At 74.6% G+C, this 17298-nt stretch carries 18 protein-coding genes; 6 read left to right on the forward strand and 12 right to left on the reverse strand.

Annotation, left to right across the window (positions count from 1 at the left end):
* Positions 1–126 precede the first annotated feature (126 nt).
* Positions 127–627, forward strand: coding sequence for a hypothetical protein (locus AC2A1K_RS18955; protein WP_483897862.1), 501 nt, complete (start codon positions 127–129; stop codon positions 625–627).
* On the opposite strand, the gene purQ is transcribed toward AC2A1K_RS18955, so the two are convergent.
* Complete coding sequence (gene purQ, locus AC2A1K_RS18960; protein WP_483897863.1) at positions 611–1285, reverse strand: phosphoribosylformylglycinamidine synthase subunit PurQ; 675 nt, start codon at positions 1283–1285, stop codon at positions 611–613. The genes AC2A1K_RS18955 and purQ overlap by 17 nt on opposite strands.
* Before the next feature lie 49 nt (positions 1286–1334).
* Positions 1335–1574 carry a phosphoribosylformylglycinamidine synthase subunit PurS gene (gene purS, locus AC2A1K_RS18965; RefSeq protein ID WP_483897864.1) on the reverse strand — a complete coding sequence of 80 codons (240 nt, stop codon included), beginning with the start codon at positions 1572–1574 and terminating at the stop codon, positions 1335–1337.
* A gap of 42 nt (positions 1575–1616) precedes the next feature.
* Here purS and AC2A1K_RS18970 point away from each other — a divergent pair, with 42 nt between their 5' ends.
* Positions 1617–2249, forward strand: a complete 633-nt coding sequence (locus AC2A1K_RS18970) for an MBL fold metallo-hydrolase (RefSeq protein ID WP_483897865.1) — start codon at positions 1617–1619, stop codon at positions 2247–2249.
* A gap of 42 nt (positions 2250–2291) precedes the next feature.
* Here the strand turns inward: AC2A1K_RS18970 and AC2A1K_RS18975 are convergent, their stop codons facing one another.
* From AC2A1K_RS18975 to purB, 3 genes are all read right to left on the reverse strand, one after another.
* Entirely contained in the window at positions 2292–3014 is a 723-nt protein-coding gene (locus tag AC2A1K_RS18975; RefSeq protein ID WP_483897866.1) for a DUF2334 domain-containing protein, read from the reverse strand.
* 163 nt (positions 3015–3177) lie between these two features.
* The gene (locus tag AC2A1K_RS18980; protein ID WP_483897867.1) at positions 3178–4092 is read right to left on the reverse strand and encodes a phosphoribosylaminoimidazolesuccinocarboxamide synthase; all 915 of its coding nucleotides are present in this window, start codon (positions 4090–4092) and stop codon (positions 3178–3180) included.
* Between the two features lie 60 nt (positions 4093–4152).
* Positions 4153–5583, reverse strand: a complete 1431-nt coding sequence (gene purB, locus AC2A1K_RS18985; protein WP_483897868.1) for an adenylosuccinate lyase — start codon at positions 5581–5583, stop codon at positions 4153–4155.
* Between the two features lie 129 nt (positions 5584–5712).
* On the opposite strand from purB, the gene AC2A1K_RS18990 reads away from it, so the two are divergent.
* From AC2A1K_RS18990 to AC2A1K_RS19005, 4 genes are read left to right on the forward strand one after another with little or no spacing between them, the layout of a single operon-like run.
* Positions 5713–6903 (forward strand): PP2C family protein-serine/threonine phosphatase, encoded by a 1191-nt coding sequence (locus AC2A1K_RS18990; protein ID WP_483897869.1) that lies wholly within the window; start codon positions 5713–5715, stop codon positions 6901–6903.
* The gene (locus AC2A1K_RS18995) at positions 6900–8543 is read left to right on the forward strand and encodes a sensor histidine kinase (RefSeq protein ID WP_483897870.1); all 1644 of its coding nucleotides are present in this window, start codon (positions 6900–6902) and stop codon (positions 8541–8543) included. The genes AC2A1K_RS18990 and AC2A1K_RS18995 overlap by 4 nt, the downstream gene beginning before the upstream one ends.
* An 8-nt stretch (positions 8544–8551) precedes the next feature.
* A complete protein-coding gene (locus AC2A1K_RS19000) occupies positions 8552–8977 on the forward strand; it encodes a response regulator (protein ID WP_483897920.1) in 426 nt (141 codons plus the stop codon).
* Positions 8974–9996 carry a threonine aldolase family protein gene (locus AC2A1K_RS19005; RefSeq protein WP_483897871.1) on the forward strand — a complete coding sequence of 341 codons (1023 nt, stop codon included), beginning with the start codon at positions 8974–8976 and terminating at the stop codon, positions 9994–9996. Before AC2A1K_RS19000 ends, AC2A1K_RS19005 begins: the two co-directional genes overlap by 4 nt.
* 94 nt (positions 9997–10090) lie before the next feature.
* Here AC2A1K_RS19005 and AC2A1K_RS19010 read toward each other — a convergent pair whose 3' ends face one another.
* The 7 genes from AC2A1K_RS19010 to purD all read right to left on the reverse strand — a co-directional run bounded on the left by AC2A1K_RS19010 (position 10091) and on the right by purD (position 17141).
* Positions 10091–10900 carry a potassium channel family protein gene (locus tag AC2A1K_RS19010; protein WP_483897872.1) on the reverse strand — a complete coding sequence of 270 codons (810 nt, stop codon included), beginning with the start codon at positions 10898–10900 and terminating at the stop codon, positions 10091–10093.
* Positions 10901–10919: 19 nt separating this feature from the next.
* The gene (locus tag AC2A1K_RS19015; protein WP_483897921.1) at positions 10920–12050 is read right to left on the reverse strand and encodes a pyridoxal phosphate-dependent aminotransferase; all 1131 of its coding nucleotides are present in this window, start codon (positions 12048–12050) and stop codon (positions 10920–10922) included.
* Between the two features lie 80 nt (positions 12051–12130).
* Positions 12131–13330, reverse strand: a complete 1200-nt coding sequence (locus AC2A1K_RS19020) for a transglycosylase SLT domain-containing protein (RefSeq protein ID WP_483897873.1) — start codon at positions 13328–13330, stop codon at positions 12131–12133.
* A gap of 3 nt (positions 13331–13333) precedes the next feature.
* Positions 13334–13636 carry a hypothetical protein gene (locus AC2A1K_RS19025; RefSeq protein WP_483897874.1) on the reverse strand — a complete coding sequence of 101 codons (303 nt, stop codon included), beginning with the start codon at positions 13634–13636 and terminating at the stop codon, positions 13334–13336.
* 55 nt (positions 13637–13691) lie between these two features.
* A complete protein-coding gene (locus AC2A1K_RS19030; RefSeq protein ID WP_483897875.1) occupies positions 13692–15521 on the reverse strand; it encodes a transglycosylase SLT domain-containing protein in 1830 nt (609 codons plus the stop codon).
* A 4-nt stretch (positions 15522–15525) separates the two neighbouring features.
* Positions 15526–15822, reverse strand: a complete 297-nt coding sequence (locus AC2A1K_RS19035; protein ID WP_483897876.1) for a hypothetical protein — start codon at positions 15820–15822, stop codon at positions 15526–15528.
* Between the two features lie 50 nt (positions 15823–15872).
* Entirely contained in the window at positions 15873–17141 is a 1269-nt protein-coding gene (purD, locus tag AC2A1K_RS19040) for a phosphoribosylamine--glycine ligase (RefSeq protein ID WP_483897877.1), read from the reverse strand.
* Between the last annotated feature and the right edge of the window lie 157 nt (positions 17142–17298).

Here is a 17298-nt window from a genome sequence, read left to right on the forward strand (position 1 = left end):
ATTTCTCACCGCTCTTCGCTCGATCGGATGGCCGTTCGTGGTACGCCGCCGACGTTTCGCCGCGACACGGCGAGGGTGTGCCACTCAAATCCCGGGGGTGTCGGACCCTCGATACATCATGGAGCCATGACCACCGCCTCCGTCTCCTCGGCGACCGGATCGGCCTCCGGTGACGCGGCCGGCACGCCGGGAGCCGGCGACGCCCTCGCCCGGCTCCACCTCGTCCTCGACCGCGAACTCCTCGGGGTCCGCCGCCATGACCTCGAGTTCGCGGGCCGCGTTCCCGAGAGCGTGCGCCCGCACGTCGACGCGTCCGCCGGGATGCTCGAGTTCCTGATCGGCGACGGCGACGGCGGGGTCGTCGCGCTCGCGCTCGCGCCCGGTGCGAGGGGCGACACGATCGTGCCGCTGCTCCCCGCGGCCCAGCCGTCCGAGCCCGGCGGGCGCGACGTCTCGCTGGACGAGCCGTTCGACGAGGTCGTGGGCGAGGCGGTCGAGGACGTCTCGCGCCTGCTGACCCACGTCGAGCGCCCCGACGAGATGCGCGGCATCGTGCTGCACCTCGGCGGGCGGATGCTCCTCGTCTACGCCGACCTCTGGGAGCTCCGCGTCACGCTGCTGCCGTGAGCTGGGACAGCACCGAGGTGAACAGCCCCAGGCCGTCGGTACCCGGACCCGTCAGGGCGTCGATGGCGTGCTCGGGGTGCGGCATGAGGCCGACCACGCGGCCGTCGGCCGAACTGATGCCCGCGATGTCGCGCAGCGCGCCGTTGGGCGCGGGCTCGGTGTAGCGGAACACCACGCGGCCCTCGGCCTCGAGCGCGTCCAGCGTCGCGGCATCGGCGACGTAGCGGCCCTCGCCCGACTTCAGCGGCACGGTGATCTCCTGGCCGACCGTGAACCCCGAGGTCCAGGCGGTGTCGGCCTCGACGCGCAGCCCGACCTCGCGGCAGAGGAACCGCAGGCCGTGGTTGCGCACGAGCGCGCCGGGCAGCAGGCCCGCCTCGCAGAGGATCTGGAACCCGTTGCAGATGCCGAGCACGGGCATCCCCGCGCGCCCGGCCTCCACGACCGGGCCCATCACCGGTGAGCGGGCGGCGATCGCGCCCGCGCGCAGGTAGTCGCCGTAGGAGAACCCGCCGGGCACGACCACCGCGTCGACCCCGCGCAGGTCGGCGTCGTCGTGCCAGAGCGGGACCGCCTCGGCGCCGGCGTAGCGCACGGCGCGGGCGGCGTCGACGTCGTCGAGGGTGCCGGGGAAGGTGATGACCCCGATCCGACTCATGGTCGAGCTCCCCTGTCGGCGTGCTCCCCTGGATGCTCGGTCTCCGAACTCACGACGACACCCTCCGCACGACCCACTCCTCGATCACCGGGTTGGCCAGCAACGTGCCGGCGATGCGCTCCAGTTCGGCGTCGCCGACGGTGTCGTCGACCTCGAGCTCGAAGTGCTTGCCCTGGCGGACGTCGGCCACGCCGTCGACCCCCAGGCGACCCATCGCACGGGCCACGGCCTGGCCCTGCGGGTCGAGGATCTCGGCCTTCGGCAGGACATCGACGATCACGCGTGCCACGCCGTCCAGGTTACCGGGACGCTCGCGGGGTACCGGGGTGGCGTGGAACTCGCACACCTCGGCCACGCGTGCGTCGTCGCCGATACCGGCTCGGCCCGCCTGCTGTTCGATCCCGGCGTCTTCTCGCATGGGTACGAGACGCTCGAGGGCCTCGACGCCGTGCTGATCACCCACCAGCACGTCGACCACCTCGACGTCGACACGCTGCCCGCGCTGCTGGCGCGCAACCCCGGCGCGGAGCTGATCGTCGACCCCGGGACCGCCGAACAGCTCCGCGAGCACGACATCGCCCACACCGTCCGCGAGCCCGGCGAGACGTTCACCGTCGGCGGCGCGAGCATCGAGGTGATCGGCCGCGACCACGCCGTGATCCATCCCGACATCCCGCGGATCCGGAACAACGGTTACCTGCTCGACGGCACCGTCCTGCACCCCGGCGACGCCTTCACCGTGCCCGAACGCACCCCCGACGTGCTGCTCCTGCCCACCGCGGCGCCGTGGCTCAAGGTCTCCGAGGCCGTCGACTACCTGCGCGCGGTCGCCCCGCGGCTCGCCGTGCCGATCCACGAGGCCGTGCTCGCGAACCCCGAGCTGCACTACGGCATGTTCCGCAACCTCGCCCCGCAGGGCACCGAGGTCCGCGTCGCCCCGCGCGGGACGCCCTTCACCACGTGAGCACTTTCCCGGGCTATGGCACCGGAAAGTGCTCACGTAGGTCTACGCGGTGATCGACCAGTGCTCCGGGTCACCGGCGACACGGGGGCGACGCGGGCCGCGGCGGGGCACGAGCTCGCCCGCTCCGAGCGGCGTGGCTCCGCCGGCGAGGGCGGCGTCGACGAGCGCCTCCGCGGTCGCGAGGGACACGCCGACGGGCAGGGCCAGGTGCACGAGGTCCGGCTCGAGGCGCCGGCGCGCCGGGCGCCGCGACGCGATGCCGGCGACGGGCCCGCGCCAGGACCTGGTGACGGCGCCGTCCGGGCCGAGGCGGTGGACGCCGGCGTCGTCGACGAGCAGACCGAGATCCGCGGCGGCGAGCGCCGTGCGCATGCCGGCCGAGACCGCCCAGCCCGGCGCGGCGAACCCGTCGACCGCGAGACCGAGGGCGTCCCGGGAGCGCAGGGCGGCGGTGAGACGCAGGCCGGCCTCGTGCGCGGGCAGGCGCCGGTAGGGCCGACGGTGACGCGCCGCCGGGGCGGCAGCTGCCCTCTCGGCGCGCTCCCCTGACCGCTTCGTGCCGCCTCCCACGTCAGGCCGCGTCCCGTGCAGCAGGACCGCCTCGCCGACGCGGCGGCGGGCGGTGGCCCAGGTGGCGACCTCGGGGTGCGGGCGTGGCCCGACCAGCCAGGTCGCGGGCACGCGACGGGCGTCGAGGGCGTCCGCGAGTGCGACGGCCGCGTCGAGCGGCGCGCCCGGGCCCAGGCCGGACACGGAGACGAGCACGCGGGCGCGAGGGCGGGCGGCACGAAGCGAAGCGGGAGCTGCCGCGCCGGAGGCGGGACGCTGGTTCACGTCCCCCATGAGGCCAGCCGGAGATGCCGTCCGAGCGACGGGGGGATGAACGGGGCGGCTCGGGTCGGCGACGGGCCTCGCCCGAGCGCACCGCTCAGACGGCGGGGGGCCACTCCCGGCCGGTGAGGCGTGTGTAGGCCTCGATGTAGCGCTCGCGCGTGGCCGTGATCACGTCGTCCGGCAGGGGTGGAGGAGCCTCGCCCGAGTGGCGGTCCCATCCGGAGGCGGGCGACATGAGCCACTCGCGGACGTACTGCTTGTCGAAGCTCGGCGGCACCGAGCCGGGCGCGTAGCCCTCGGCGGGCCAGAACCGCGACGAGTCCGGGGTGAGCACCTCGTCGCCGAGCACCAATGCGCCCGCCGGTGAGAGCCCGAACTCGAACTTGGTGTCGGCGAGGATCAGGCCTCGCGACGCCGCATAGGCCGAGCCGCGGGCGTAGATCGCCAGGGTCTGGTCGCGCAGCGCGCCGGCCAGCTCGCGGCCCACGGACTCGGCGACGACCTCGAAGCTCACGTTCTCGTCGTGCTCGCCGACGGCGGCCTTCGTCGCGGGCGTGAAGATCGGCGAGGGGAGCATGCTCGCCTCGGTCAGGCCGTCCGGGAGCGGGACGCCGCAGATCGCGCCGTCGCGGCGGTAGTCGGTGGTGCCCGAGCCCGCGAGGTAGCCCCGGGCGACGCACTCCACCGGGATCATCTCGAGGCGGCGCACGAGCAGCGCGCGCCCGCGGACCTCCTCGGGAATGCGCTCGTCGCGCGCGGCGATCAGGTGGTTCGCCACCGGCGGCGCGGCGACGTCGGCCGAGCCCGGCTCCTCCTGGCTGAGCAGCTCGAACCAGAACACGCTCATCGCCGTCAGGACGCGGCCCTTGTCCGGGATCGGCGTGCTCAGGACGTGGTCGAACGCCGAGATCCGGTCCGACGCGACGAGCAGCAGGGTCTCGTCGTCGACCTCGTAGAGGTCCCGCACCTTGCCGGAGGCCAGGTGCCGGTACGAGCTGATCGAGACCACGGACGGGCAGGTTACGGGAGACGGAGAGCAGAGCACGCCGCGAGGGGAGCTCGATCCTCGCTACAGGATCGGCGCCGGCGTGTAGACGGCCGCGTCGGGACGCTCGGCGACGACCGCGTCGACCCGGCGGGCGACCTCGGCGATCTGCGCCTCCGCGGCGCCGACGAAGGCCCGCGGGTCGCCCACGGCGGCGTGGAGGTCGGCCGACGAGAGCCCGAGCCGGGCGTCGGCGCCGAGACGGGTGAGCAGGTCGTTGCCCTCGGTGCCCTTCTCCCGCATGTCCAGGGCGACCGCGCGGGCGTGCTCGGAGATGATCTCGTGCCCGGTCTCGCGGCCGACCCCGGCACGCACGGCGGCCATGAGCACCGCGGTGGTGGCGAGGAACGGCAGGTAGCGGTCGAGCTCGCGGGCGATCACCGCCGGGTAGGCGCCGAACTCGTCGAGCACGGTGAGGATCGTCTCCAGCAACCCGTCGATCGCGAAGAACGCGTCGGGCAGGGCGACGCGGCGCACGACCGAGTCGGAGACGTCCCCCTCGTTCCACTGCCCGCCCGCGAGCTCGCCGACCATGGCCGCGTTGCCGCGCAGCACCACCGCGAGCCCGTTGACGCGCTCGCAGGAGCGGGTGTTCATCTTGTGCGGCATCGCCGAGGAGCCGACCTGGCCGGGCCGGAAGCCCTCGGTGACCAGCTCCTGGCCGGCCATGAGCCGGATCGTGGTCGCCAGCGAGGAGGGACCGGCCGCGAGCTGGACCAGCGCGGTGAGCACGTCCTGGTCGAGCGAGCGCGGGTACACCTGGCCGACGCTGGTGAGGACCTCGGTGAACCCGAGGTGCGCGGCGACGCGGCGTTCGAGCTCCGCGAGCTTGTCGGCGTCACCGCCGAGCAGCCCGAGCATGTCCTGCGCCGTGCCGACCGGGCCCTTGATACCGCGCAGCGGGTAGCGCTCGATCAGCTCGGTCACGCGCCGGTGGGCGACGAGGGTCTCGTCGGCGGCGCTCGCGAAGCGCTTGCCCAGGGTCGTGGCCTGGGCGGCGACGTTGTGGCTGCGCCCGGCCATGACGAGCTCGGCGTGCTCGCCCGCGCGGCGGGCGAGCCGGGCGAGCACCGCGACCGTCTTGTCGGCGACGAGGCGCAGGGAGTCGCGGACCTGCAGCTGTTCGACGTTCTCGGTGAGGTCGCGGCTGGTCATGCCCTTGTGGGCGTGCTGGTGCCCGGCGAGCTCGTCGAACTCCTCGATGCGCGCCTTGACGTCGTGGCGGGTCACCCGCTCGCGGGCCGCGATCGACGTGAGGTCGACGCGGTCCACCACGGCGCGGTAGTCCTCGAGCACACCGTCCGGGACGTCCACTCCGAGCTCGCGCTGGGCGGTGAGCACCGCGATCCACAGCTCGCGCTCGAGAACGATCTTGCGCTCGGGCGACCACAGCCCGGTCAGCTCCGGGGAGGCGTACCGGGCGGCGAGCACATTCGGGACCGTCGGAGCACTCACTCGGCCGAGCCTACGGGCCGGTCGGCGCACACGACGGTGACCGCACCCGGTCCGGGCATCCGGGCCTACTACGGTCGAGGCACCCGTGAGCAGGGCCGGAGCGGGCCAGGGGCAGGGAGGGGGGATGGGATGGAGCCGGTGGAACCGGTGGACTCGGACGCGTCGGGCCCCCTGCGGGTGCTGCTCGTCGAGGACGACGACGCCGACGCCGTCCTCGTCACCGAGCACTTCGCCGACGCCGACCTCTCCGTGGACCTCGCGCGTGCCACCTCGCTGGCCGAGGCCGAGACCCTCCTCGAGGAGACCCTCGACTGCGTCCTGCTCGACCTCGCCCTCCCCGACGCTCACGGCTTCGAGGGCCTGCGCCGCCTGCTGCACGTCGACGGCCCGGCGGTGCTCGTGCTCACCGGCCGCCGCGACGAGGCGCTCGGGGCCGACGCGATGGGTGTCGGCGCGCAGGACTACCTGGTCAAGGACGCCGTCGACGGCCCGACGCTCGCGCGCGCCGTGCGCTACGCCGTCGAGCGCCGGCGCAGCGACTCGGTGCGCCGGGCCCTGCGCGACGCCCAGCTGCGCGCCGACGAGAACGCCCGCCTCGAGCGCGGCCTGCTCCCCACGCCGCTGCTCGACGACCCGGCCGTGCACATCCTCGCCCGCTACGAGCCCGGTACCGAGCAGACACTGCTCGGCGGCGACTTCTACGACGTCGTCGAGGGCTCCGACGGCCGCCTGCACGCGGTGATCGGCGACGTCTGCGGGCACGGGCCGGACGAGGCCGCGCTCGGGGTGAGCCTGCGCATCGCGTGGCGCACCCTCGTGCTCTCGGGCATCGACCCCGACCGGGTGCTGCCCACGATGCACGAGCTGCTCGTCAGCGAGCGCAACCACCCGACGCTGTTCACCACGCTGGCCACCGCGACCGTCGACGAGGCGCGCGAACGCCTGACGCTGCGGCTCGCCGGCCACCCGCCCCCCGCGCTCGTCGGCGAGGGCGACGACACCCACCTGCTGTCCACCGAGCGCCTCGGCGTGCCGCTCGGGATCGGCGCCGGCCGCACCTGGCCGCCGCTGGAGGTCGAGCTCCCGCCCAAGTGGGCGCTGCTGCTCTACACCGACGGGCTCATCGAGGGCCGTCAGGAGACCGGCGAGGTGCTGTGGACCGACGGCCTGCAGGCGCTGCTGCGGGAGGTCACGGCGGGGCCGGCGCCGTGGCGCGACGACCCGGCGGCGATGCTGGACGCCGTGATGGAGCGCGTGCGGACCCTGTCGACGGCGCGGACCGACGACGTCGCGGCGGTGCTGCTGGTGTCCGACCGGTGACGGCTCCGACGGCGACCGAGGCACCGGCTCCCGAGACGGCGCCCTCCCGCCGGGGCCGACCCCTGCTCCCGGGTCCCCGCCGGAGCGACAAGCGGGGACTGAGCCGCTGGTCGCTGGGCCGCATCCTCGCGGTCACCGGCGCGATCGTGGCGGTGCTGCTGGTGATCGCGAGTGTCATCGGCGTCACCACCCTGTCGGTCCTGAGCGACCGGCGCGTCGAGCTGGTCGACCGGCTCGACCCCGCGCTGCTGGCCGCTCAGCAGCTCGACGCCGCGACGGTGGACCAGGAGACCGGCGTCCGCGGCTACGCCCTGGCGCCGAACCCCGAGTTCCTCGCGCCCTACGAGCGCGGCCGGGCGGACGAGGCGCGGCTGATCGACGAGCTCCGCAGGCTCGGGGCGGCGCAGACCGACCTGCTCGAGGACACGGCGAACATCGAGAGCGCGACCACTCGCTGGCGGGCCGAGTACGCCGACCCGGTGCTCGCCGCCGTCGCCGCGGGGAGGCCCACCCCCTCGCCGGAGGTCGGCAAGGCCGCCTTCGACGAGGTCCGGGCAGCGCTCGAGGCCCAGCGGACCCGCCTGCTGGCCGAGCGGGACGACGCCCGCGACAACCTCGAGGGCGCCGCGGCCCTGCTCACCACGGTCGGCGTCGTGACCCTCACCGGCCTCGGGCTCGGCATCGCCGGCCTGCTGCTGTGGCTGCGCCGCGTGGTCGTCGTGCCGACCCACCGGCTCGCCCGGGAGGTCCGCGAGGTGGTCAGCGGCGACCTCGACCACTCGGTGAACGCCGCAGGCCCGCGCGAGATCACCGAGCTCGGCGAGGACGTGGAGGCGATGCGCGTGCTCATCGTCCGCGAGCTCGCCGACACCGAGAAGGCGCGCCAGGAGCTCGACTCCCGCAGCCGGGAGCTGGCGCGCTCGAACTCCGACCTGGAGCAGTTCGCCTACGTCGCCTCACACGACCTGCAGGAACCGCTGCGCAAAGTCGCCAGTTTCTGTCAGCTTCTCCAGCGCCGGTACCAGGGTCAGCTCGACGAGCGCGCCGACCAGTACATCGAGTTCGCCACCGACGGCGCGAAACGCATGCAGGTGCTGATCAACGACCTGCTCGCGTTCTCCCGCGTCGGGCGCCAGGGCGAGCCGATGCGGCCGGTGGATCTCGGCGAGCTCGTCGACCACGCCGGCGAGAACGTGGGGCGCGCGCTGGAGGACGCCGACGGCCGGGTCGAACGCGGCGACCTGCCGACCGTCCTCGGCGAGCCCGCGCTGCTCACGACCGTGTTCCAGAACCTCCTGGGGAACTCGCTGAAGTTCCGCAGTGACGACCCACCGGTGCTGCGGGTCGACGCCGAGCGCGATCCCGACGACCCCGAGCGCTGGCTGATCCGCTTCCGCGACAACGGCATCGGGATCGACGCCGAGTACGCAGAACGAATCTTCGTCATCTTCCAGCGACTGCACGCCAAGGACGCCTACCCCGGCACCGGGATCGGGCTGGCGATGTGCCGCAAGATCGTCGAGCACCACGAGGGCGCCATATGGCTCGAGCCCTCGGAGGGCCCGGGGACCACGTTCGTCGTCGCCCTGCCCGTCCTGTCCCCGACCAGCACCGACATCGACACGGAGGTCGTGCCGTGACCGATCCGATGACCGAGATCCACGTCCTGCTCGTCGAGGACGACGCGGGCGACGTCCTCATGACGCAGGAGGCGTTCGAGCACCACAAGCTGCGCAACCAGCTGCACGTCGTCTCCGACGGCGTCGAGGCGCTGGCGTTCCTGCGCGGCGAGGGCGAGTACGCGGGCTCCCCGCGCCCCGGCCTGATCCTGCTCGACCTCAACCTGCCGCGGAAAGACGGGCGCGAGGTGCTGGAGGAGGTCAAGAAGGACGAGGCCCTGCGCAGCATCCCGGTCGTCGTGCTGACCACCTCGCAGGCCGAGGAGGACATCCTGCGCAGCTACAACCTGCACGCCAACGCCTACGTCGCCAAGCCGGTCGACTTCGAGCGGTTCATCGAGGTCATCCGCCAGATCGACGACTTCTTCGTCTCGGTGGTGAAGCTGCCGCGGTGAGCGAGTCCATCGACCTGCGCTCGGACACCGTCACGAAGCCGTCGCCCGCGATGCGGGAGGCGATGGCGACCGCCGACGTCGGTGACGACGTCCTCGACGGCGACCCCACCCTCGCGAAGCTGCAGGACCGCGTCGCCGACCTACTCGGCGTCGAGGCCGCGCTCTGGACGCCGACCGGCTGCATGGCGAACACGATCGCCCTGATGCACCACCTGACACGCGGTGACAGGTTCCTCGCGCCCGTAGGCGCGCACGTGCTCGAGGCGGAGCTCGGCACGTCGGCGTGGCTCGCGGGGGGTCTCCCGGCGCCGCTGGAGCACTCCGGCGGCCCGGGACGCCCGACGCCGTCGGCGGTCACCGCGGCGGCGGGCACGGCCGGGCCGTACTTCGGGCTGCGCACCTCCCTGCTGTGCCTGGAGAACACGCACAACGGCGCCGGCGGGGCGGTGACGCCCGTCGACGAGCACCGTGCGCTGGTGGCGGGGGCCCGCGAGGCCGGGCTGGCGGTGCACCTCGACGGCGCCCGGATCTGGCACGCCGCGGCGGCGCTCGACGTGCCCGTCGCCTCGCTCACCGCGGGCGTCGACACCGTGAGCGTGTGCCTGTCCAAGGGCCTGGGCGCGCCGATGGGCTCGGTGGTCGCCGGCTCCGCGGCGTTCGTCGACGGGGCCTGGCGGCTGCGCAAGATGCTCGGCGGTGGCGTGCGCCAGGGCGGCGTGATCGGCGCGGCGGGCCTCGTGGCGCTCGACCAGGCCGGCGACCTCGCCGCCGACCACGCCCGCGCCGCCCGGCTCGCCGTAGGCCTGCAGGCGCTCGGCTGGCCGGTGATCGCGTCGGACACGAACATCGTCCTCGTACCGACGACCTCGCCGGCCCCCCTGCTGGCGTCGCTGCTCGAGGTCGGCGTGCGCGCGGTCCCCTTCGGTCCCGGCGTGCGCTTCGTCACCCACCGTGACGTCGACGACGCCGACATCGCCGCCGTGCTCGACCGCGCCGCGTCGGTGCCTCTCCCGGCCTAGCGCCTCCCGGGGTCGGCGTGTTCCAGCGATGCGGCATCCCTGGCATCTGACGCCAGGATCGCCACATGCTCGCTTGCGCGACACGCCGGTGACGTCAGCCCGGCGCGGACTCCGTGGGCCGGTCGGGCGCGGACTCCGTGGGCCGGTCGGGCGCGGACTCGAGGACGTCGAGGCGCCGGCGCAGGTCGCGCAGCTCGGCGAGGAGCTCCGCGTGCCGCAGGTCCGCCGGATCGGCGCGGGGCGGCGCCGCCACGGCCTCCGACGCGTCGCGCGCCCCGACCTGTTCGAGGAACCACGTGGCGATCGCGGCGGTCACGGTGCCCAGGACCGCGATCCCCGCGAGCATCAGACCCGCCGCGACGAGCCGACCCTCGGTCGTCACCGGGGAGAGGTCGCCGTAGCCGACCGTCGTGATCGTCGTCAGCACCCACCACAGCGCGTCGCCGAACGTCAGGATCGACGCCTCCGGGGCGTCGCGCTCCGCCTCGAACACCCCGAGCGCCGCGATGAAGCTGAGCAGGGAGACCGAGACGAGCAGGTAGCTGCCGACCCGGCCGCGGAAGTCGTCGCGCAGCACCCGCCCCAGGACCGAGACGGCGGCGACGAGACGCAGCAGCCGCAGGAACCGGAAGAAGGGCGCCGCGACGACGAGCAGGTCGAGCGGGTGACGGACGATGAACCGCCCCTTGCGTCGCGCGAGCACGATCCGGACGACGTAGTCGACGACGAACAGCGCCCACGCCACCCAGAGCGCCGCGTCGAGCCACCACCACCACGCCTGACCCGGACGGGTCGCGAGCACCTGGACGGCGTAGACGACGAGGTACAGCACCGCGAGCCCCGTCAGCGGGTAGTCGGTGCGCCGCTCCCAGGCCTCCAGCCGCGCCTCGTGGTCCGGTTGCATGACCACGGAGAGTAAGTCCCTAGAGCGTCGGGAGCCAGCGACCGAGTCGGTCGATCGCCTCGCGCACGTCCGCGGTCGCGCCGGCGAACGACAGGCGGATCCAGGAGTGGCCGTCGATCGGGTCGAAGTCGATGCCCGGGGCCACGGCGACGCCGGTCTCGGCGAGCATCCGTTGCCCGAACGCGAGGGTGTCGTCGGTGAGGTGGGCGACGTCGGCGTAGACGTAGAACGCGCCGTCGGCGGGCGCCAGCCGGGTCACGCCCAGCTCGGGCAGGCCCTCCAGCAGCAGGCGGCGGTTGTGGGCGTAGCGCTCGACGTGCCCGTCGGCCTCCGCGAGCGACGCCGGGGTGAACGCGCCCAGCGCCGCGTACTGCGCGGGTACGGGCGGGCAGACGGTGAAGTTGCCCGCGATCACGTCGACCGCCCGCCGCAGCCGCTCCGGCACGAGCAGCCAGCCCAGCCGCCAGCCGGTCATCGACCAGTACTTCGAGAACGAGGTCACGACGATCGCCTCGCGCGAGGTGCTCCAGGCGCTCGCGGTCGGCGGAGCCGATTCCCCGGACCCGTACTCGATGCCGTGGTAGATCTCGTCGCTGACCAGTTGGACCCCGTGCTCCTCGCACCACCGGGCGAGCGCGGCGAGCTCGTCGGGCTCGATGACGCTGCCGGTCGGGTTGGCCGGGCTCGCGACCACGAGCCCCTTCGGGAGGCTCTCCAGCTCCTCCAGCATCGCCACGGTCGGCTGGAACCGGGTCTCCTCGCCGCAGGGCAGCTCGACGACCTCGCAGCCGAGCGCGGTGAGGATGTTGCGGTAGCACGGGTAGCCGGGGCGGGCGAGCACGACGGTGTCGCCGGCGTCGAACGCCGCGAGGAAGGCGAGCAGGAAACCGCCCGACCCGCCGGTGGTGACGACGACCTCCTCCCGGGCCGCCGTGTCGTCGTCGTACCGGGCGCGATGGTGCGCCGCGATCGCGTCACGGAGCTCGACGGTGCCGAGCGAGCTGGAGTACCCGAGGATCTGCTCGTCGAGGGCCCGCGCGGCCGCAGCCCGGACGTCGACGGGGGCCGGCGTCGAGGGCTGGCCCGCGGAGAGGTTGACGAGGTCGCCGTGCGTCCGCGCGCGCTCCCCCGCGGCCGCCCAGACGTCCATCACGTGGAACGGGGGAACCGTCGCCCGCACCGCCGGGCCGAGGCGCGCCAGAGTCGTCACCTCGCCACCCTGACACGACCTCAATATCCGACGTACGGCTCGCCCTTCGCCTCCGCCACCACGCCCGGCACCTGGGACACCGAGCCGTAGCGCTCGATCGCGTACCGGACGCCGGCGATGATGTTGTCGATCGGGTTCCGGATGTCGCCGTGACCGGGCAGCTTGTGCGCGTCGAACGTCGGACCGATGGTCTGCATCAGTCCCTGCGACGGGGTGCCCTTGGCGGCGTTGGAGTCCTCGTTGTTCACCGCGTTCGGGTCGCCGCCGGACTCGCGCTCGATGATCGTCGCGATGGCGGCCGGATCCATCTTCTCCGGCGGGACCCCGTTGGCCTGCAGGATCGCCATCGCCTGACGGATCCAGTCGCGGACCTCGCCGGGCGGGACGGTGCCGGAGCCGCCCGGGAGCGGGGGCCCGCTCGTGCCACCGCCGCCCCCATCACCGCCCCCATCACCGCCCCCATCACCGCCCCCATCACCGCCCCCATCACCGTCCCGACCGCCGAGTCCGCCCCCACTGCCTGCCGACGGCGTCCGGCTGGCCCCGCCGCCGCTGCCCGAGCCGTCGCCGGCCCCGCCCGTGGCCGCCGGCGTCTCGACCGGACGCCAGGTCAGCGGGAACCCGGGCGGCGGGGCCATGGTCGCGGCGTCGGGCCCGGCGAGCGTCGTGAACGCGGTGAGGCCGTCGGCGATCCCGCGCAGGCGGCTCGCGGCGCCCGCCAGCTCGGTCTCCGCCCGCGCCACCGCGACACGGGCCGCCTCGGTCGGCCCCCGCAGCGCCTCGCCGGCCATGCGGTCTCCGAGATCCGGCGGCGCGTCCGGCGTGGCGGCCGCCCGGTTTCGCGCCGCGCCGGCCAGGGCGAGCGCCTGCGACACCTGCTGATCGACCTCCCGCTGCACCCTCTCGAGCGTCGCCCCGATCTGCTCGAGGGTCGTGCCGGCGTCCGTGATCGCCGACCGGTCGCGCTCGCCGGCCGTGCCGAACGCGTCGACCCACGCACCGAACGCCGCCGCCCCCTCGCCCTCCCAGCGCCCCTCGACCGCCGCCGCCCCGCGATCGAGCGTCCGCACCGACGCCTCGACGCCGTCGCCGATCGACGCCATCTGGGCAGCCGTCGCCCGGAGCGCCCCCAGGTCTACCGTGCGCAGCCGAGCCGCGATGCCCGCCAACTCGGCCGCGGCGGGCTCGGCTGCGAGCTGGCCCTCGACGTCGCCCGGCATCGTTCAGTTCCCCGTCGGCGTGAGGGAGTCGGTGACCGCGCGTTCGGTCTCCTGTATGTGGCGCATCGTCGCGTCGAGTGCTCGGTCGGCCTCGCCCAGACGGTCTCCGGCGGCATCGAGATCGGCGGTCAGCGAGCGCGTCAGCGCCGTGACCGCGTCCGCGAGCGCCGCCGACGCCGCCAGCCCGCCGAACGACGGTGGCGCGGCCCCGAGCCGGTCCGCGAGCCCCGACATCCGGACGGACTCGCCCGCGACCGCCGTGCGCGCCTCCTCGAGCGCGCCGGTGTCGTAGGCGAGGCCGGCCATGCGTCGACGGTAGGGGCGCCGGCCCGGGCGCGGGTGCCGTTCGGGAGAACTCGCGTCAGTAGCCGACGTAGGAGTCGCCGCGCGCCACGGCCTCGACCCCGGGCACCTCCGACACCGATCCGTACCGGGCGATCGCGTACCGGACGCCGGCGATGATGTTGTCGACCGGCTCGGTGATCTCCCCGTGGCCGTCGAGCTTGTAGGAGTCGAACGTCGGCCCGATGGTCTGCATGAGGCCCTGCGAGGGCGTGCCCTTGTCGGCGTTCGAGTCCCAATTGTTGATCGCCTCGGGGTCTCCGCCGGACTCGTGGTCGATGATCGTCGCGATGTCGTCCGGGTCCATCTTGTCCACCGGCACGCCCTCGGCCCGCAGGATCGCCATCGCCTCGCGGATCCAGTCCCCGACCTCGCCCTTCGGCCCGCCCTCCGGCGTCGCACCGTCAGCGCCCCCGGCGCTCGGGTCCGTCGTCTCGCCGGAGCCGGTCGACGCGCTCGTCACGGCTCCGCTCTCCGCGGCGCGGCCGCTGGAGTCGCGGTCCTGGGAGTCGCGGTCCTGGGAGTCGCGGTCCTCGGAGTCGCGGTCCTCGGAGTCGCGGTCCTCGGAGTCGCGGTCCTCGGAGTCGCGGTCCTCGGAGTCGCGGTCCTCGGAGTCGCGGGCGGCGTCGGACGGGTCGTCATCGGAGGAGCCGGCATCGCCCGCGGGGTCACCCGCGTCGGACGCGTCGGAAACCGCAGCGTCGTCGGAGTCGGCGTCGGCGTCGTTGTCGGCGTCGTTGTCGTCCAGGTCAGCCGACGTGCCGGTGGACGAGGCGCCCTCCCCGGACGCTTCGGAACCCGAAACATCGTCCGCACCGGCGTCGCCCGACCCGGCGCCCTCCCCGGACGCTTCGGAACCCGAAACATCGTCCGCACCGGCGTCGCCCGACCCGGCGCCATCGGCGCCGTCGAGGTCGGCCGAGGTGCCCGTGAACGAACCATCGCCGGCAGACGAGGCGCCCTCCCCGGACGCTTCGGAACCCGAAGCATCGTCCGATTCCACGTCACCGGCGCCGTCGAGGTCGGCCGAGGTGCCCGTGAACGAGTCGTCCCCGTCGGACGCTTCGGAAAGCGAAGCACTCTCAGCATCGAACCCGGAGTCGTCGCTGCACCCGTCGCCCGAGGACGAACTCCCCGAGGAATCCAGCGACGAGGTGTCCGTGAAGTCGGCCGACTCGTCACTCCCTGCCGCGATGTCGATCCCCTGGGCATCGCCGCCGCTCGGGTCGCTGAACGCGGGGACGGTGGCGCCCGGCGCGACGCCGGACAGGGTGCGGGTGTCCGGGGTCGGCAGCCGGGAGAAGGCCGTGAGGTCGCCGGCGAGCTCGCGCAGGGCGGCCGCAGCGTCGCCGAGCATCGTCTCGGCGCGGGCGACGGCGGCGCGCGCGGCGGCGGTCGGCTCGGCCATGGCCTGCGCGGCGAGCTGGTCGGCGAGCGGGGCGCGAGCGGGATCGGCGAGCGCCGCGGCCCGGGCCCGGCGGGCGGCGTCGAGCGCGCGGGAGACCTGGACGTCGACCTCCCGTCGCATGGCCGCGAGCTCCTGGCCGGCGCCGTCGACCCGGGCCCGGATGCGGCCGGTCGCGTCGAGCGTGGGGCCGCCGGCGCGTCCGACGTCGTCGAGATAGCCGGTCAGCGCGTCCGCGCCGCGCCCCTGCCAGGCGAGCCGGACGTCGTCGCCGTGACGGCCGAGGGACCGCAGCGACCCGTCGACGCCCTCGGCCATGGCCGCCAGTCCGCGACCCACGCCGTGCAGGGCTTCCGGATCGACGCGCTGTGCGCGGGCGACCAGCGCGCTCAGCTCCTGCCCGCCCGGCTGCGCGGCGAGCTCGCCGACGGCGTCGAACGGCACGTCGTCACGCCGCGGCCAGCGACGACGCCGCGTCGCCGTCGGCCACCTGCATCGCGGTGAGCGCCGCGTCGATCGCGCGGTCGACGCCGTCGAGACGCGACCCCGCCGCCCCGAGCTCGGCGTCGAGCGCCCGCACCACCTCGTCCAGCGCGCCGACCATCGCCCCGGCCGTCGCGAGATCCCCGAGGCCGACGCGGGGCACCGACACCCGGTCGACCATCGCCGGCACCCGCCGCGCCTGCGCCGCCACGCCCGCGCGCGCCTGCTCGAGGGCCGCCGGGTCGAGGACGAGGTCGGGCATGCGGCGGAGAGTAGGTCGACGCCGGGCGCCGGTGGTGCGCTTTCGGAGAATCAGGCGCGCACCGGCATCGCGACCCGCCCGGCGGCGGCGTCGCGGGCGACGTCGGTGCGGTGGTGGCCGCCGGGCAGGTGCACGGTGGCGAGACGCTCGTAGGCGTCGGAGCGTGCGGCCTCGAGGTCGGCGCCCGTGCCGACGACGGACAGGACGCGCCCACCGCTCGACACCACGGCCCCGTCGTCACGGCGCCGGGTGCCCGCGTGCAGCACGCCCGGGCCGTCGGCGCCACGGAGGACGTCGCCCGTCCGCACCGCGCCCGGATAGCCCTCGGCGGCGACGACGACGGTGACGGCGGCGCCGTCGGACCAGGTCGGAGCGGGCTCGTCGGCGAGGCGCCCGTGCGCGGCCGCCGCGAGCAGCGAGGCCGCCGAGCTGCGGAGCAGGGCGAGGACGACCTGGGTCTCGGGGTCGCCGAAACGGCAGTTGAACTCGATCACCTGGGGCCCCGACGACGTCAGCGCGAGCCCGGCGTAGAGCAGTCCCGAGAACGGGGTGCCGCGGGCGTCGAGCTCGGTGACGACCGGGGTGACGATCCGATCGACGACCTCGTCGGCCAGTCCCTCGGAGGCCCACGGCAGCGGCGCGTAGGCGCCCATCCCGCCGGTGTTGGGGCCGGCGTCGTCGTCGCCGAGGCGCTTGAAGTCCTGGGCCGGCAGCAGCGGGACCACCGTCGTGCCGTCGACGACGCAGAACAGCGACGCCTCGGGGCCGTCGAGGAACGACTCGAGCAGCACCGGGTGCCCGGCCTCGAGCACGGACGCGGCGTGGCGCCGGGCGGCCTCGACGTCCTCGGTGACCAGGACGCCCTTGCCGGCGGCGAGCCCGTCGTCCTTGACCACCCACGGCGCGTCGAAACGGGCGAGGGCGGCGTCGAGGTCGCCGGGGTTGTCGACGGATTCGCTGCGCGCGGTGGGCACGCCGGCGGCGTTCATGACGTCCTTCGCGAACGCCTTCGAGCCCTCGATCCGTGCGGCGGCGGCACTCGGTCCGAAGCAGGGCACGCCGGCGGCACGCAGCGCGTCGCCGACCCCCGCGACGAGCGGCGCCTCGGGGCCGACGACGACGAGATCGGCGCGCCAGCGGCGAGCGAGGGCGACGACCTGCTCGGGGTCGGTCGGGTCGGCGAGGCCGGGGTGCTCGGCCAGCCCCGCCGTGCCGGCGTTGCCGGGGGCCGCGGCCAGCGCGGTCACCTGGGGGTCGCCGGCGAGGGCGTGCAGGAGGGCGTGTTCACGGGCTCCGGACCCGACGACCAGGACGCGCACGCCCGACACGCTACGGGGCCCGTGTGCCGCGCGAGGGGGCGGCGTGTTGCGCCGGCGAGAATGTGGCGATCCTGGTGTCAGACGCCAGCGATGCCGCATCGCTGGAACACACGGCGACCCCGCGAGTTCACCGGCGCGTCGGGCGGGGCGAGTGGCG

It is taken from the genome of Actinomycetospora sp. 2LY8.5, assembly GCF_057180585.1.

Coding starts and splice junctions, on each gene's coding strand:
- AC2A1K_RS18955 (WP_483897862.1), top strand. CDS start 127: ATGACCACCGCCTCCGTCTCCTCGGCGACCGGATCGGCCTCCGGTGAC.
- AC2A1K_RS19035 (WP_483897876.1), bottom strand. CDS start 15,822: ATGCCCGACCTCGTCCTCGACCCGGCGGCCCTCGAGCAGGCGCGCGCG.
- AC2A1K_RS19015 (WP_483897921.1), bottom strand. CDS start 12,050: ATGGACGTCTGGGCGGCCGCGGGGGAGCGCGCGCGGACGCACGGCGAC.
- AC2A1K_RS19010 (WP_483897872.1), bottom strand. CDS start 10,900: ATGCAACCGGACCACGAGGCGCGGCTGGAGGCCTGGGAGCGGCGCACC.
- purQ (WP_483897863.1), bottom strand. CDS start 1,285: ATGAGTCGGATCGGGGTCATCACCTTCCCCGGCACCCTCGACGACGTC.
- AC2A1K_RS19000 (WP_483897920.1), top strand. CDS start 8,552: ATGACCGAGATCCACGTCCTGCTCGTCGAGGACGACGCGGGCGACGTC.
- AC2A1K_RS19025 (WP_483897874.1), bottom strand. CDS start 13,636: ATGGCCGGCCTCGCCTACGACACCGGCGCGCTCGAGGAGGCGCGCACG.
- AC2A1K_RS19020 (WP_483897873.1), bottom strand. CDS start 13,330: ATGCCGGGCGACGTCGAGGGCCAGCTCGCAGCCGAGCCCGCCGCGGCC.
- AC2A1K_RS18990 (WP_483897869.1), top strand. CDS start 5,713: ATGGAGCCGGTGGAACCGGTGGACTCGGACGCGTCGGGCCCCCTGCGG.